The organism is Marinifilum sp. JC120 (genome assembly GCA_004923195.1).
Taxonomy (GTDB): domain Bacteria; phylum Desulfobacterota; class Desulfovibrionia; order Desulfovibrionales; family Desulfovibrionaceae; genus Maridesulfovibrio.
Window position 1 is genome coordinate 90,012 of the sequence record RDSB01000005.1, and the last position, 13,940, is coordinate 103,951.

Consider the following 13,940-nt stretch of genomic DNA (forward strand, 5'->3'; position numbering starts at 1 on the left):
AAGGGGAAACTCTTGCAAGAGTTTCCCCTTCCCCAGCCGCCGGAGGCAAACCTAGTTCGCCACAATATTAATCAACTTACCGGGAACAACGATAACCTTACGGATGGTCTTGCCATCAGTGTGCTTGGTTACGTTTTCGTGGGCAAGTGCTGTTTTCTCAATTTCTTCTTTGGAAGCGGCAGCAGGCACGGAAAGTTTACCGCGCATTTTTCCGTTCACCTGAATGATGATCAGGATTTCGTCAGTTACCAACGCGTCTTCATCATGCTCAGGCCATGCTGCTTCGGCAATGTAGCCTTCATAACCCATGGCGGTCCAAAGCTCCTCGCAGATGTGCGGGGCAATGGGAGCAAGCACGGTCAGCACGGTGCTGTAAGCGGAAGAGAGTGCGAAACGTCCATCTTCGCTTTCCATGAGCTTGTCTTTGAGAGAGTAAATCTCGTTGACCAGTTCCATGGAGGCGGCAATGACAGTGTTGAACTGGAATTTATTTTCCATGTCACGGCTGGCACGCTTGACGGTCTCGTGTTCTTTGAGACGCAGCTTCTTAGCATCAGAAGAGAGATCCATGGAAGGCTTGGCACATGCGCCTGTTGCGCTGAGTTTGCCTTCAAATTCTTCTGCCAGTCTCCAGATTCTGTTCAGGAAGCGATGCGCTCCTTCCAGACCCTGATCAGACCATTCGAGGTCTTTTTCAGGCGGGGAGGCAAAGAGAATGAACAATCTGGTGGCATCCGCACCGTACTTATTAATCATGGCGTTAGGGTCGACCACGTTGCCCTTTGATTTGGACATCTTAGCACCGTCTTTGAGGACCATGCCCTGAGTGAGCAGGTTCTTGAACGGTTCGCTGAGTTTGGTGTACCCCTCGTCGCGCAACATCTTGGTGAAGAATCTTGCGTAGAGCAGGTGCAGGATTGCGTGCTCGATTCCGCCGATGTACTGGTCAACCGGGGACCAGTATTCAAGGGAGTTGCTGTCAAAAGGAGCATCAGCCTTGCGGGAATCGGTATAACGCATGAAATACCATGATGATTCCACAAAGGTATCCATGGTGTCGGTTTCGCGGGTAGCCATCTTGCCGCACTTGGGGCAGGTGACTTTGTGGAAACTTTCCATGTCAGGCAGCGGGGAGCGTCCGTCTTCGTTCATGACTGCGTCTTCAGGCAGCACGACAGGCAGGTCCTGTTCGGGAACGGGTACGATTCCGCAATCGTCGCAATAAATTACCGGAATGGGGGAACCCCAGAAACGCTGACGGGAAATGTTCCAGTCGCGCAGGCGGTAGTTGATAGACTTCTTGCCTTTGCCGGATTCGCCAAGGAAATCAACGATTGCGCCTTTGGCATCTTCGTTGGACATGGTATCGAATTCACCGGAATTAGTCAGTACGCCGGGAGCGGAGTATGCTTCTTCCATTTCTTCCAGCTTGAGGTTTTCACCTTCGGGCTGGATGACCACCTGCATGGGCAGGTCGTATTTCTTGGCGAATTCAAAGTCGCGCTGGTCATGTGCAGGAACAGCCATTACTGCGCCGGTTCCGTAACCCATGAGTACGAAGTTTGCCACGTAAATGGGCATCTTCTCACCGTTGAGCGGGTTGATGCAGTAAGAACCGGTGAAAACACCTTCTTTCTCAAGGTCGTCCGCTCCGCGTACAATGCGGTCCATGTTGGAAACTTTGGTCACGAATTCGCGAACTTTGTCAGCTTCAGGCTTACCTTCAATGAGCTTTTCCACCATGGGATGCTCGGCAGCCAGAGACATGAAAGTTGCGCCGAAAAGGGTATCCGGGCGGGTGGTGAAAACACTGATGGATTCATCGGAATTCTCAACTTCGAAATCAAGTTCCGCACCGATGGATTTACCGATCCAGTTGCGCTGCATGGTGATAACACGCTCAGGCCAGCCGCCTTCGAGTCCGCTTAAGCTTTCAAGCAGTTCTTCGGCGTAATCGGTGATGCGCAGGAACCACTGGGAAAGTTCTTTCTGTTCTACCTGAGTGTCACAACGCCAGCACAGGCCGTCTTCCACCTGTTCGTTAGCGAGGACTGTGTGGCAGGTTTCACACCAGTTGACCGGAGATTTCTTGCGGTAAACCAGACCTTTTTCAAGGAATTTAAGGAAAAATTGTTGTTCCCACTTGTAGTAGCCGGGATGGCAGGTAGCCAGTTCGCGGCGCCAGTCGTAGGAGTAACCCAGACGCTTGAGCTGGGTTCGCATGTCATCTATATTTGCGTAGGTCCACTCAGCGGGGTGGGTGTTGTGTTTGATGGCTGCGTTTTCAGCAGGCAGGCCGAATGCGTCCCAACCCATGGGGTGGAGCACGTTGAAGCCTTTCATGCGTTTGTAGCGGGCAACAACATCACCGATGGAGTAGTTACGCACATGGCCCATGTGGATTTTCCCGGAAGGGTAGGGAAACATTTCCAGTACGTAGTACTTAGGGCGGGACTCGTCGGCTTCCACATCGAAAGCACCCTTCTCGGTCCATTCCTTTTGCCACTTGTTTTCAATCAATTCCGGTTCGTATTTCCCAAAACCCATTATGAAAAATCCTTTTGATATGGGATAGCCTCCGGCGGCCTTGCGGGGCACCTTGCCGGGGGCCTTAAACCCTTTTCCAAAAGGGTTTAAGAATCCCAAAACGTTTTGATAGTTGTGGACTATATTTAATTCACTGCGGCGAAGCCCTACTAAAAGTTTCTCACCTAATAGCCGTTAGGCAAGAGCTTTTTGCTCGAGCCATACGGATATAGAGAGCAGCGCTGGTCCCTCGGAGAGCCGCCGAAGGCATTTTTAGAAATTCTTTACAACCTTGAACTTGCCGGTGTCGATATCGCGGGCTACCGCATCGAGAATACCGTTGATGAAATTGCGGGAGTTGCCGTCGCCGAATTTCTTAGCCAGTTCAATACCTTCGTTGATACCAACCTTGAGAGGAATATCGGCTTTGTGAATCAGCTCGTATACAGCAAGTCTAAGAATTGCCAGTTCAACTTTTGCGATTCTTTCAATCTTCCAGTGCTTGGAGTATTTCCCGATAACTTCATCCAGCTCTTCATGCGAACTCCAGATTCCGAGCAGTAGTTCGCGGGCGTAGAGGATAAGATCTTCCTCGGTTTCCCTGAGAACTGCGGGGCTCTGGTTGTAAATACGTTCACATGTCCATCCGCCGTGGGGAGGGACAAAACTCAGGCCGTAAAGTACCTGAAAAGCGAGTATGCGGCCTTTTCTTCTTAAACCTTTTGTCTGGGACATCTGCATCACTATCCTGCGGTTGCGGGGCTTTAATGTCGTGCAACGCAAGATACATCTAAATTGTTATTTAAACAACACAACAGGCATACGGTCTCCGAACAGCGGGACGGAGACCGTATGCCTTCAAATTATGTTCAATAATTCTGGATGTTTCCAGTGAAACATGCCGGAATTAGTAAGCTCTAGTTAAATCTGTTCCAGAACGCGGACAGTTTCCAGCATTGCGGAAGCTGCTTCAACGCCTTTGTTGCCTGCTTTGCAGCCGGCACGTTCGACTGCCTGATCAATGGTGTCGCAGGTCAGCAGACCGAAACCGATGGGCAGGTCGTTGTCCATGCTTACCTGAGCCACGCCTTTAGCGCACTCATTGCAGACATAGTCAAAGTGGGGAGTTGCACCGCGGATAACAGCACCGAGAACCACGATACCGTCATATTTTCCGGATTCAGCGAGCTTCTTGGTTACCACGGGAATTTCAAATGCACCGGGCACTTTGATCAGGGTCATGTTTTCTTTCTCGCAGCCGTGGCGTGCGAGGTAATCAACTGCGCCGCCGATAAGTCTATCAACGATGATGTCGTTGAAACGTCCGGCTACGAATGCGATTTTCAGACCCTTGGAATCGAGCTGACCTTCAATGGTTTTAATATGAGGCATGGTGCTTCTCCCTTTTTATTTTTTATCTTCAAGATGATCCAGCATGTGGCCCATCTTATCTTTTTTGGTTTTCAGGTAATCGAGGTTAGCTGCGCAGGCATCCATTTCAATGGCTACGCGCTCGGTTACTTCAAGACCGTATCCTTCCAGACCGACAATCTTTTTGGGGTTGTTGGTCATAAGTTTCATTTTGGAAATTCCAAGCTGGACCAGAATCTGTGCTCCGGTGCCGTATTCACGAAGGTCGGCTTTGAAACCGAGTCTTTCGTTAGCTTCAACAGTGTCGCAGCCGAGATCCTGTAAGTGGTAGGCTTTGATTTTGTTGCCCAGTCCTATTCCGCGTCCTTCTTGGCGCATGTAGAGCAGCACGCCCTTGCCTTCGTTGCGGATCATGCACATGGCGGAAGCCAACTGGTCGCCGCAGTCACAACGCTGGGAGCCGAAAACATCACCGGTCAGGCATTCAGAATGAACGCGGACCAGTACAGGCTCGCCGGGTTCAATATCACCCATGATCAGGGCGATATGAGTGCGGTCATCTTCACTGGAATGGAATGCGGAAGCCTTGAAATCGCCCCAGCGGGTGGGCAGTTCAGCATCAGCCTCGCGGGTTACGGTGTGGCTGCCGAACTTCATGCGGTATTTGATCAGGTCTTCGGTGGAGCAAATCTTGAGATCATGCTGCTTTGCGTATTCTTTGAGGTCGGGAAGGCGGGCCATGGTGCCGTCGTCCTTCATGATTTCGCAGATTACGCCTGCTGGTTTGAGACCGGCAAGACGGGAAAGATCAACGCTGCCTTCGGTCTGTCCGGCACGGACCAGAACGCCGCCTTCTTTGGCACGGAGCGGAAAAATATGGCCGGGGGAAACAATGTCTTCGGCTTTGGATTCATCAGCTACTGCGGCAAGAATGGTTGTTGCGCGGTCGGCTGCGGAAATACCGGTGGTCACGCCTTCACGTGCTTCAATGGAAACTGTGAAGTTGGTGCCGAACTGGGAGTCGTTGGACTGGGCCATGAGCGGCAGCTTCAGGTGGTCGACCATTTCACCGGACATGGCGAGGCAGATAAGCCCTCTGCCGTGAGTAGCCATGAAGTTGATGATTTCAGGGGTCACTTTTTCTGCGGCGCAGACAAGATCACCTTCGTTTTCACGGTCTTCATCATCGACCATGATGACCATTTTACCTTCGCGGAGGTCCTCAATTGCTTCTTCGATAGTGCAGAAAGGCATATTCGTTATCCTCATGCTCCGCCGGGCGGAGAGTTATTTAAAAAAAGCGCTGTCTGTTTAAACAAACAGGTCTGTCTTCATACATCAAAAAGCACAAAGGGTGAAATATGTTTTTTAGTCTTTTTATTTCAGTTGGTTAGAATCCGTTCTCACGCAGGAAATCCATTGTAAGTTTACTTTCGGGCTTGTCCTCAGACTTTTGTCCGGTCCACGGTGCGACCATGCGCTCCACATACTTGCCGATAACATCAGTCTCGATGTTTACCGCATAACCCGGTGTCCACAGGGAGATAGTGGTCTCTTCCTGAGTCTCGGGGATAATGTTCACTTCGAGATAGTCCGGTCCGCAATCGTTTACCGTCAGGCTTATGCCGTCAAGAGCAACCGATCCCTTGGGTACAACATACCTGCCATGCTCTTTTGAGAACTTGATGCGGTAAATTTTTGATTCTCCGGCAGGGCGTACCGATTCTACTGCGCCGAGGCAATCCACATGACCGGAAACAATATGTCCGCCCAGACGGTCACCCATAGCCAGCGCACGCTCGTAGTTGACCATGGAACCGCGCTTAAGGTTGCCAAGGTTTGTCACCGACATGGATTCCTTACTGGCGTAGCAGGTGAACCAACTGTCACTGTATGTTTCAACTGTTAGGCAGACCCCGTTGATGGCGATGGATTCGCCTTTTTCATAATCTTTGATCTTAGGAGCACTGACCTTGAAGCGGGTTTCATTGCCCCGGTTCTCGGCATTTTCAATGCGTCCTTTTCCCTGAATCAGTCCGGTGAACATTGCTATTGTCCTTCGGGTTTGAAAACTATTTTTAAATCACGACCGCTCTGTTTCACGCGGCTGATGCGCAGATCCATGCATTCGCTGATGAGAACATTGTCGGACCCGGCGAAATTCGGTCTGCCCTGCACATTACCCAGAATGCGCGGAGCCTGATACATGACGAATTCATCTACCAGCCCCTGTTCGGCCATGGAACAGGCCAGCTTACCGCCGCCTTCACAAAGGGTGCGCAGCACGGAGTGCTTCTCGCGCAGCATTTTGAATCCGTCCTCAAATATAAGACCTTTTTCGCCACTGGGAAGGGGGACAACCTCAATTCCCTTGTTTTTTAACTCCGTGGCAGTGTTCGTTGCGGCCTGCTCGGTGCTGGTCCAGAAAATTGTATCAGCGGCGCGGGTAGTGGTCAGGGTATAATCATCGTGATTTCGGGGCAGGTTTCCGGTTACTATTACGGCTTTGGGCTGGCTGAATCCTTCCGGCAGTGGATCGAGTCTGCAATTCAGACTGGGATTATCTTCGCGCAGGGTGTTGCCGCCCACTATCACCGCTCCGACCATGGAGCGCAGTTTCTGCACATCCTGAAAAGAGTCCGGGCAGGAAACGGCTTCCTGCGCCCCGGTTGCCCCGGCGATTTTGCCGTCAATTGTGCAGGCCAGTTTTAGGATGGAGTAAGCCCGGTCTTTGAATTGCCAGCACAGGAAATCTGAAATCAGGTCTTTGCACTGCTCCTCGAGCACGCCCTGATCAACCTTCACGCCCCTGGATTCAAGGTATTCGATTCCCCCGGCAGCTTTGGGGTTGGGATCGCGGGTGCCGACTACAATATGCGGGATTCCCGCTTCAAGGATGCCCTCGGTGCATGGTGGAGTCTTGCCGTGATGGTTGCATGGTTCAAGAGTCACGAACATGGTGCATTTACTCATGTCCACGCCTTTAGTCTTTGCTTCGGCAATACATTCCCGCTCAGCGTGCAGTCCGCCGCAGAACTGGTGGTAGCCTTCAGCTACGATTTGCTCGTCACAAACCATTACCGCGCCCACCGTGGGGTTGGGAGCGGTACGGTTTCGTCCGCGCATGGCAAGTTCCACTGCGCGGGCCATAAATCTTTCTGCGGGGCTAGATGTCGAGTTCAAGAAGAGCAAATTTAACTCCGGCTTCTTTGAGCATCTGTTCGGAAAGTTCGTCCGGGTAGCTTTCGGAATAGTAGATTGCGCTGACCCCGGTGTTGATCAGCATTTTGGTGCAGATCAAGCAGGGCTGGGTGGTGCAGTAAATTTCAGCACCCTTGAGGGATACGCCGTGGGTTGCGCCTTGAATGATGACGTTCTGCTCGGCGTGCAGGCCGCGGCAGAGTTCATGCCGTTCGCCGGAAGGGACCCCCAGTTTTTCACGGATACAGCCAACGTCAGCGCAGTGTGCGGTGCCGGAAGGAGGGCCGTTGTAGCCGCTGGCGAGGATGCGTTTATCCAGTACTGCAACAGCACCGACTTTGCGGCGGGTGCAGGTGGCGCGTTCTGCAACAAGGTGCGCGATGCGCATGAAATAGTCCGGCCAAGGCATTCTGTTATCCATGGAATTGCTCCCTTCTTTGAAGCTGAGAAAACGGACCCGAATATTCGGGCCCGTTTTTATTTAGTTATGATGCGCTTCGCGCTTTTGTGGAAGATGCCTTCGGCGACCCTACCGGGAGCCTTAAACCCTTTTCCAAAAGGGTTTAAGAATCCCAAAACGTTTTAGTTGGGTTTGCCTTGTAGTCATGCTTCTATGCGGAACATTATTGATTCCGCTTCGAAAGTTCAAGAACTTCCTAGTATGCGAAGAGCGGGTAGTCTTTTGCGAATTCAGCAACTTCTTTGCTGATCTGTGCAAGTTTGGTGTCGTTGCCAACGGATTCGAGGGCAGCGGTAATCCAGCCTGCTACTTTTACCATTTCTTCTTCTTTCATTCCGCGGGTGGTCAGTGCCGGGGTACCGATACGTACACCGGAAGTAACGAACGGGGAACGGGTTTCAAAGGGGATGGTGTTTTTGTTGACGGTGATGCCTGCTTCATCAAGGGCGAATTCAGCGTCTTTACCGGTGATGTCCTTATTGGTCAGGTCCATCATCATCAAGTGGTTGTCAGTACCGCCGGATACGAGGTCGAAACCTGCGTCCATGAGGTTCTTCGCTAGAGCCTGTGCGTTGGCAACAACCTGCTTCTGGTATTCAACATAGGAGGGAGAAAGTGCTTCACCGAAAGCAACCGCTTTAGCAGCGATGACGTGCATGAGCGGGCCGCCCTGAATTCCGGGGAAAATGTTGGAATTCAATTTTTTAGCGTTTTCTTCGGTGGAAAGAATCATACCGCCACGGGGACCGCGCAGGGTTTTGTGGGTGGTGGTAGTGGTGTAGTGGGCGTGTTCAATGCAGGAGGGGTGTACGCCTGCTGCGATGAGACCCGCGATGTGGGCCATGTCTACCATGAGGACTGCGCCTACTTCGTCAGCAATCTGGCGGAAGCGGGCAAAGTCGATCACACGGGGGTAAGCGGAAGCACCGGCAATGATCATCTTGGGTTTGCACTCTTTGGCAATCTCAAGGACATTGTCATAATCGATGGTCTTGGTTTCGGGGTCAACACCGTAAAATTTGATGTCGAAGAGCTTACCGGAAAAGTTAACCGGGGAACCGTGTGTCAGGTGACCGCCGTGGGAAAGGTCCATGCCGAGTACTGTGTCACCGGGCTGGAGAGCCGCGAAGTAAACAGCCATGTTGGCCTGTGAACCGGAGTGGGGCTGTACGTTTACGTATTCGCAGCCGAAAATTTCTTTTGCACGGTCACGGGCAAGGTCTTCTGCAAGGTCAACGAACTCACAACCGCCGTAGTAACGCTTGCCGGGGTAACCTTCTGCGTATTTGTGGGTCATCACACTGCCCATGGCCTGACGGACCGCTGTGGAGGTAAAGTTCTCCGAAGCGATGAGTTCAAGCTTGGTCATCTGGCGGGTTACTTCCTGTCCGATTGCAGCCGCTACTGCCGGGTCTTTCATCATCAGTTCTTCCATGACAAGCTCCTGTTAAAATTTATTATTTATTGCGGGGTAGCATGCTACCCCGCAATAAATAGATTAATTCTTATTCTTCGAATTTTTTAAACAGCATGCAGCCGTTGGTTCCGCCGAAGCCGAACGAGTTGCTCAGTGCGTAGTTGACCTGCTGCTCACGCTTACCGTCTTTGACGTAATCGAGATCGCATTCAGGGTCAGCTTCGATCTGGTTTGCGGTACCGGGGATGATTCCGGTTGAAAGGGTTTTAACAGCGAAAGCTGCTTCAACACCACCCGCACCACCGAGAAGGTGGCCGATCTGGGATTTGTTCGCGCTGATGGCAATATTCTTAGCGTGATCACCGAAGACTTTTTTAATAGCCTTGGTTTCACAGGAATCGTTCAGTTTGGTGGATGTTCCGTGAGCATTGATGTGATCGATTTCAGAAGGATCAATCTTGGCTTCGCGGATAGCTGCGTTCATGGCCCGGGCCATGCCTGCGCCGTCTTCCGGCGGTGCGGTCATGTGGTAGGCATCGGAAGATGCACCAAATCCCACAACTTCAGCCAGAATTTCTGCGCCGCGTTTCTGGGCGTGCTCAAGGGATTCCAGCAGCAGCAGACCTGCACCTTCACCCATGACAAAGCCGTCACGTCCACCGTCAAAGGGACGGGATGCGGTAGCGGGATCATCATTGCGGGTGGAGAGGGCTTTCATGGCGGTGAATCCGGCAAAGCCCAGCGGAGTGATGGTAGATTCAGCACCACCGCAGATCATTACATCAGCACGACCGAGCATGATGTCGGTGTATGCTGCGCCGATGGAGTGGGTTCCGGATGCGCATGCGGTACACATGCACAGGTTCGGGCCCTGCGCTTCAGCAAAGATGGAAACCTGTCCGGCTGCCATGTTGCCGATGATGATCGGGATAAAAAAAGGTGTGATTTTTTTGGGACCGGATTTTTCCAGTTTGGCGTGCTGCTTTTCAATGGTTTCAAGACCACCGAGGCCGACACCGATTATAACTCCGGCGCGTTCACGGTCATCCCCTTCAAGCTTGAGTCCGGTGGACTCCATGAGCATCTGGTTGGCTGCCACAGCAAACTGTGTGAACCTTTCCATGCGCTTGGCCTGTTTGTGAGGGATGAATTCTTTGGCATCAAAACCTTTGATTTCACCTGCGATGCGGGCGGTGTATTCGCTGGCATCAAAGGCGGTAACTTCAGCAATACCGGACTTTCCTGCAAGGAGGTTATCCCAGCTTGTATCTATATCGTTACCAAGGGGGGTGATGGCGGAAACGCCTGTGACTACTACCCTGTTCATATATTTAAACCTGTAAAATATGTTGGGGTTAATTTTTTTGGAGGGCCATACAAAAGGAGCGCCTTACGCCCGTGAGGAGCAATAAGGCGCTCTTTTAAAAACCCTGTAAAGCAATCAGTCTACTGCTTGCCTTCAACGAATGCTACAGCATCCTTGACTTTAAGGATCTTCTGAGCTTCTTCGTCTTCGATTTCAACGTCGAACTCTTCTTCCATAGCCATGATGAGTTCGGTAAGGTCGAGAGAGTCAGCGCCGAGATCTTCAACAAAAGATGCTTCGTCTTTAATTTCGTCTTCGGATACGCCAAGCTGGTCTACGATAATTGCTTTTACTTTTTCAGCTGCGGACATAGTCCCCTCCAAATCATTATTTTAGTGTTTCTTAATTACATGTACATCCCGCCGTTAACAGCGAGAGTCTGGCCTGTGATATAACCGGATTCGTCCTTGGCAAGGAAAGAAACCGCATTTGCTATATCATCGGATGTGCCGAGTTTTTTCAGCGGTATGCTATCCGTCATCTGCGCCATGACTTTTTCAGGCAGTTCTGCGGTCATGTCGGTCTGAATGAATCCCGGGGTAATGGCATTCACAGTGACACCGCGCGGAGCAAGCTCGATGGCGCTGGCCTTGGTCAGCCCGAGAAGGCCGGCCTTGGCCGATGCGTAGTTGGCCTGTCCGGCATTACCGGCCTGTCCAACTACAGAGGAAATGTTGATGATTCTACCGTAACGCTGCTTCATCATGATCTTTGCGGATTCACGCAGGCAGGTAAAGGCTCCGGTCAGGTTGATGTCCAGAACTTTGTCCCAGTCGTCATCCTTCATGCGGACCAGCAGACCGTCGCGGGTGATTCCGGCATTGTTTACCAGAACATCCAGCTTTACTTTACCTTTAATCTCTTCCTTGAAGAAAGAGGTTACAGCTTCACGGTCAGAAGAATCAAGCTTGAATGAGCGGGCCTTGCCGCCTGCTGCTTCAATCTCAGCGCAGACTTTATCAGCTCCGTCGGGGCGGCTTACAAAAGTGATGATCACTTCAAAGCCGTCTTTGGCGAGCCTCTTGGCGCAGGCTTCTCCGATTCCTCTGGAACCACCCGTTACTAGGGCGGTGCTTGGCAGTTCACTCATTTACTTCCCTCTATGTTAAATTAATCTAGTCCTGCGTCTCATAGCCTAAAGCGGCTATGACTGCAAATTTAATCTAAATTAATTTGTTTAAACATACATGTGCGTTTGCACAATGTTGTTTTTCCCTTTTATGCAGCGGTCTTGTAAAATTTCTGTGAAAAACAGCAGGATTTTCCAAAACACCACATTAAAACTGGATAAGTGATGATCCCCAGGTCAGCCCACCGCCAAAGGTGGCCAGAAGTACCAGGTCACCATCCTTGATAAAACCGGATTCCTTTGCGTCGGCAAGAGCGATGGGGATGGATGCGGCGGAAGTGTTGCCGTATTTGTCCACGTTCGCAAATACTTTTTCGCGGGAGATGCCTAGTTTTTTGCCCACGGCCTCAATGATGCGCATGTTGGCCTGATGGGGCAGCAGTACGTCCACATCTTCAGTGGTGAGACCCTGTTTTTCAAGGATTTCATTGGAAATGGAGGTCATGGAGCGGACTGCGTGTTTGTAAATTTCACGGCCTTGCATTTCTACGAAGTTTTCAACACCTACGGTATCGCCCATTTTATATGGGTAAGCGGAACCTGCGCCTTTGATGGTCAGGTTCATACCCGGACCGCCGTCAGCGCGGACGAGGGTGTCGATTACTTTCCCGGGGTCTCCGTCTGTTCCGGCAGTCATAACTGCCGCTCCCGCGCCATCTCCGAAGAGCACGCAGGTGGTCCGGTCTTCCCAGTTTACCCGGCTGGTGACGACTTCAGCGCCGCAAACCAGAATTTTCGCAGTGGGGTCGAGATTGATCAGTGCCCGGGCCACCTCTACAGCGTAGACAAAACCGGAACAGGCCGCAGAAAGGTCCATGGCTGCTCTGTTTTTGATACCCAGCCGCTCCATGAGCAGGCAGGATGTGGTGGGAACAGGCATATCGCCGGTGAAGGTGGCAATGATTACGTGGGTGAGCTCTTCCGCTTCCATGTCTGCTGCTTTAAGGGCTTTCAGAGATGCCTCATAAGCCAGATCCAGACATGTTTCGTTCTCAACAACATGGCGTTGTTTGATTCCGGTGCGGGTGGTTATCCATTCATCGTTGGTATCAACGAATTTTTCAAGGTCACTGTTTGTGTATAGTCGCTCAGGGACATGGAAACCAAGGCCCCTGATGTGTGAGAAAGTACTCATTACGCCATTCCTGTTTTAGGATGGAAAGGGAACGATTTTCCGGGTGAAATGCCGATGCTGTTATCAGGGGCGCAGGGATTCCGCACACTAGAGTTCGGGTGCGGTAATTTCCTTGTGCGCGGCCAGTCCTTCTTTTAGGTGCGCGACAGCATCGTTTTTGACAAAGGTGGCAGCCATTTCAATGGCTTTTTCCACTGCCCGGGAATCGGCTTTACCATGGCAGACAAGGACAATTCCTTTCAGTCCGAGAACCGGAGCTCCGCCGTATTCGGACTTATCTAACAGTCTGCTGAATCTTTTGAAAGCTTTCATTGCGAGCATGGCTCCCAGCTTGGAAACGATGTCACGCTTGAGTTCGCCTTTCAGCAGGCTGCCGAAACTGTGAGCCAGCCCTTCAGCCAGCTTGAGTGCCACGTTACCCACGAATCCGTCACAAACGGCAATATCGACATCACCGGTAAAAATATCGCGTCCTTCAATGTTGCCTACAAAATTCAGGGAAGAATTTTTGAGCATATCGTAGGTGGTCTTTACCAGTGAGTTGCCTTTGCCTTCCTCTTCACCGATGGTCAAAAGACCTATGCGGGGCTTTTCATAGCCCAGCACATCACGGGCCAGTACATCGGCCATGATGCCGAACTGGAAGAGGTGTTCTGGTTTGGAATCCACATTGGCCCCTACATCAAGCAGGACCATGGGCTTCTTTTCCGTGGGCAGAATTCCGGCCATACCCGGACGCAGGACACCCTTGATACGACCAATGGTGAACATGCCGCAGGCGACCGTGGCTCCGGAGTTACCGGCACTGACGACACCGTCGGCTTTGCCTTCCTTGACCAGTCTGCATGCAACTTGAATTGATGAGTCCTTCTTCTTACGCATAGCGTCAGCAGGCTTGTCTTCCATTGTGACAACCTGAGAAGCATGGACAATATCAATAACACATGATCCGGTATCAAGCTTTTCAAGCTCGGACCGGATCATGTGCTCATCACCTACCAGCGTAATCGGGAGTCCCGTTTTAGCGGCATTCACCGCTGCCGGAACAATAACCGAAAGGCCGTAATCGCCACCCATGGCGTCTACGGCAATACGGGGTATTATGTTAGGCATCTTCGGAATTGATTACCTGACGACCTTTATAAGTTCCGCAAGAAGAGCAAGCTCTGTGCGCGATGATAGGTTCACCGCATTCGCAGTATACTACGTTAGGGGTTGCTACGTGGTCGTGTGAACGACGCATGTTTCTGCGGGATTTGGATGTTTTCTTTTTCGGCTGTGCCATGACTATTCTCCTGAGAGTTATTTTTTAAAACCGGTCCATACGGACTGGAA

At 51.4% G+C, this 13,940-nt stretch carries 14 protein-coding genes; all 14 read right to left on the reverse strand.

Annotated elements, in window-relative coordinates; all coding sequences use genetic code 11:
- Positions 1-51: 51 nt before the first annotated feature.
- Entirely contained in the window at positions 52-2,547 is a 2,496-nt protein-coding gene (locus D0S45_06790; protein TIH17481.1) for a leucine--tRNA ligase, read from the reverse strand.
- Positions 2,548-2,799: 252 nt separating this feature from the next.
- Positions 2,800-3,267 (reverse strand): transcription antitermination factor NusB, encoded by a 468-nt coding sequence (nusB, locus tag D0S45_06795; GenBank protein TIH17359.1) that lies wholly within the window; start codon positions 3,265-3,267, stop codon positions 2,800-2,802.
- Between the two features lie 180 nt (positions 3,268-3,447).
- Positions 3,448-3,918, reverse strand: coding sequence for a 6,7-dimethyl-8-ribityllumazine synthase (locus tag D0S45_06800; GenBank protein TIH17360.1), 471 nt, complete (start codon positions 3,916-3,918; stop codon positions 3,448-3,450).
- A 15-nt stretch (positions 3,919-3,933) separates the two neighbouring features.
- A complete protein-coding gene (locus D0S45_06805; protein TIH17361.1) occupies positions 3,934-5,151 on the reverse strand; it encodes a bifunctional 3,4-dihydroxy-2-butanone-4-phosphate synthase/GTP cyclohydrolase II in 1,218 nt (405 codons plus the stop codon).
- 136 nt (positions 5,152-5,287) lie between these two features.
- Positions 5,288-5,944 carry a riboflavin synthase gene (locus D0S45_06810; GenBank protein TIH17362.1) on the reverse strand — a complete coding sequence of 219 codons (657 nt, stop codon included), beginning with the start codon at positions 5,942-5,944 and terminating at the stop codon, positions 5,288-5,290.
- Positions 5,945-5,946: 2 nt separating this feature from the next.
- Positions 5,947-7,080: a bifunctional diaminohydroxyphosphoribosylaminopyrimidine deaminase/5-amino-6-(5-phosphoribosylamino)uracil reductase RibD gene (gene ribD, locus D0S45_06815; GenBank protein ID TIH17482.1), complete on the reverse strand. Its 1,134-nt coding sequence runs from the start codon at positions 7,078-7,080 to the stop codon at positions 5,947-5,949.
- On the reverse strand, positions 7,064-7,519 hold the full coding sequence (locus D0S45_06820; protein ID TIH17363.1) for a cytidine deaminase: 456 nt from the start codon (positions 7,517-7,519) through the stop codon (positions 7,064-7,066). Before D0S45_06820 ends, ribD begins: the two co-directional genes overlap by 17 nt.
- A 235-nt stretch (positions 7,520-7,754) precedes the next feature.
- Positions 7,755-8,993: a serine hydroxymethyltransferase gene (locus tag D0S45_06825; protein ID TIH17364.1), complete on the reverse strand. Its 1,239-nt coding sequence runs from the start codon at positions 8,991-8,993 to the stop codon at positions 7,755-7,757.
- A gap of 70 nt (positions 8,994-9,063) precedes the next feature.
- Positions 9,064-10,302 (reverse strand): beta-ketoacyl-[acyl-carrier-protein] synthase II, encoded by a 1,239-nt coding sequence (gene fabF, locus D0S45_06830; protein ID TIH17365.1) that lies wholly within the window; start codon positions 10,300-10,302, stop codon positions 9,064-9,066.
- 119 nt (positions 10,303-10,421) lie between these two features.
- Positions 10,422-10,652: an acyl carrier protein gene (locus tag D0S45_06835; GenBank protein TIH17366.1), complete on the reverse strand. Its 231-nt coding sequence runs from the start codon at positions 10,650-10,652 to the stop codon at positions 10,422-10,424.
- A gap of 35 nt (positions 10,653-10,687) precedes the next feature.
- Positions 10,688-11,431, reverse strand: coding sequence for a 3-oxoacyl-[acyl-carrier-protein] reductase (gene fabG / locus D0S45_06840; GenBank protein ID TIH17367.1), 744 nt, complete (start codon positions 11,429-11,431; stop codon positions 10,688-10,690).
- Between the two features lie 187 nt (positions 11,432-11,618).
- Positions 11,619-12,605, reverse strand: coding sequence for a ketoacyl-ACP synthase III (locus D0S45_06845; protein TIH17368.1), 987 nt, complete (start codon positions 12,603-12,605; stop codon positions 11,619-11,621).
- Between the two features lie 87 nt (positions 12,606-12,692).
- Entirely contained in the window at positions 12,693-13,718 is a 1,026-nt protein-coding gene (plsX, locus tag D0S45_06850; GenBank protein ID TIH17369.1) for a phosphate acyltransferase PlsX, read from the reverse strand.
- Positions 13,711-13,890, reverse strand: a complete 180-nt coding sequence (locus tag D0S45_06855; protein ID TIH17370.1) for a 50S ribosomal protein L32 — start codon at positions 13,888-13,890, stop codon at positions 13,711-13,713. Before D0S45_06855 ends, plsX begins: the two co-directional genes overlap by 8 nt.
- Positions 13,891-13,940 lie beyond the last annotated feature (50 nt).

What these genes read in the sequence shown, in the direction of transcription:
- D0S45_06790 (TIH17481.1), bottom strand. Translation starts at nt 2,547, where the DNA reads ATGGGTTTTGGGAAATACGAACCGGAATTGATTGAAAACAAGTGGCAA.
- nusB (TIH17359.1), bottom strand. Translation starts at nt 3,267, where the DNA reads ATGCAGATGTCCCAGACAAAAGGTTTAAGAAGAAAAGGCCGCATACTC.
- D0S45_06800 (TIH17360.1), bottom strand. Translation starts at nt 3,918, where the DNA reads ATGCCTCATATTAAAACCATTGAAGGTCAGCTCGATTCCAAGGGTCTG.
- D0S45_06805 (TIH17361.1), bottom strand. Translation starts at nt 5,151, where the DNA reads ATGCCTTTCTGCACTATCGAAGAAGCAATTGAGGACCTCCGCGAAGGT.
- D0S45_06810 (TIH17362.1), bottom strand. Translation starts at nt 5,944, where the DNA reads ATGTTCACCGGACTGATTCAGGGAAAAGGACGCATTGAAAATGCCGAG.
- D0S45_06820 (TIH17363.1), bottom strand. Translation starts at nt 7,519, where the DNA reads ATGGATAACAGAATGCCTTGGCCGGACTATTTCATGCGCATCGCGCAC.
- D0S45_06825 (TIH17364.1), bottom strand. Translation starts at nt 8,993, where the DNA reads ATGGAAGAACTGATGATGAAAGACCCGGCAGTAGCGGCTGCAATCGGA.
- fabF (TIH17365.1), bottom strand. Translation starts at nt 10,302, where the DNA reads ATGAACAGGGTAGTAGTCACAGGCGTTTCCGCCATCACCCCCCTTGGT.
- D0S45_06835 (TIH17366.1), bottom strand. Translation starts at nt 10,652, where the DNA reads ATGTCCGCAGCTGAAAAAGTAAAAGCAATTATCGTAGACCAGCTTGGC.
- fabG (TIH17367.1), bottom strand. Translation starts at nt 11,431, where the DNA reads ATGAGTGAACTGCCAAGCACCGCCCTAGTAACGGGTGGTTCCAGAGGA.
- D0S45_06845 (TIH17368.1), bottom strand. Translation starts at nt 12,605, where the DNA reads ATGAGTACTTTCTCACACATCAGGGGCCTTGGTTTCCATGTCCCTGAG.
- plsX (TIH17369.1), bottom strand. Translation starts at nt 13,718, where the DNA reads ATGCCTAACATAATACCCCGTATTGCCGTAGACGCCATGGGTGGCGAT.
- D0S45_06855 (TIH17370.1), bottom strand. Translation starts at nt 13,890, where the DNA reads ATGGCACAGCCGAAAAAGAAAACATCCAAATCCCGCAGAAACATGCGT.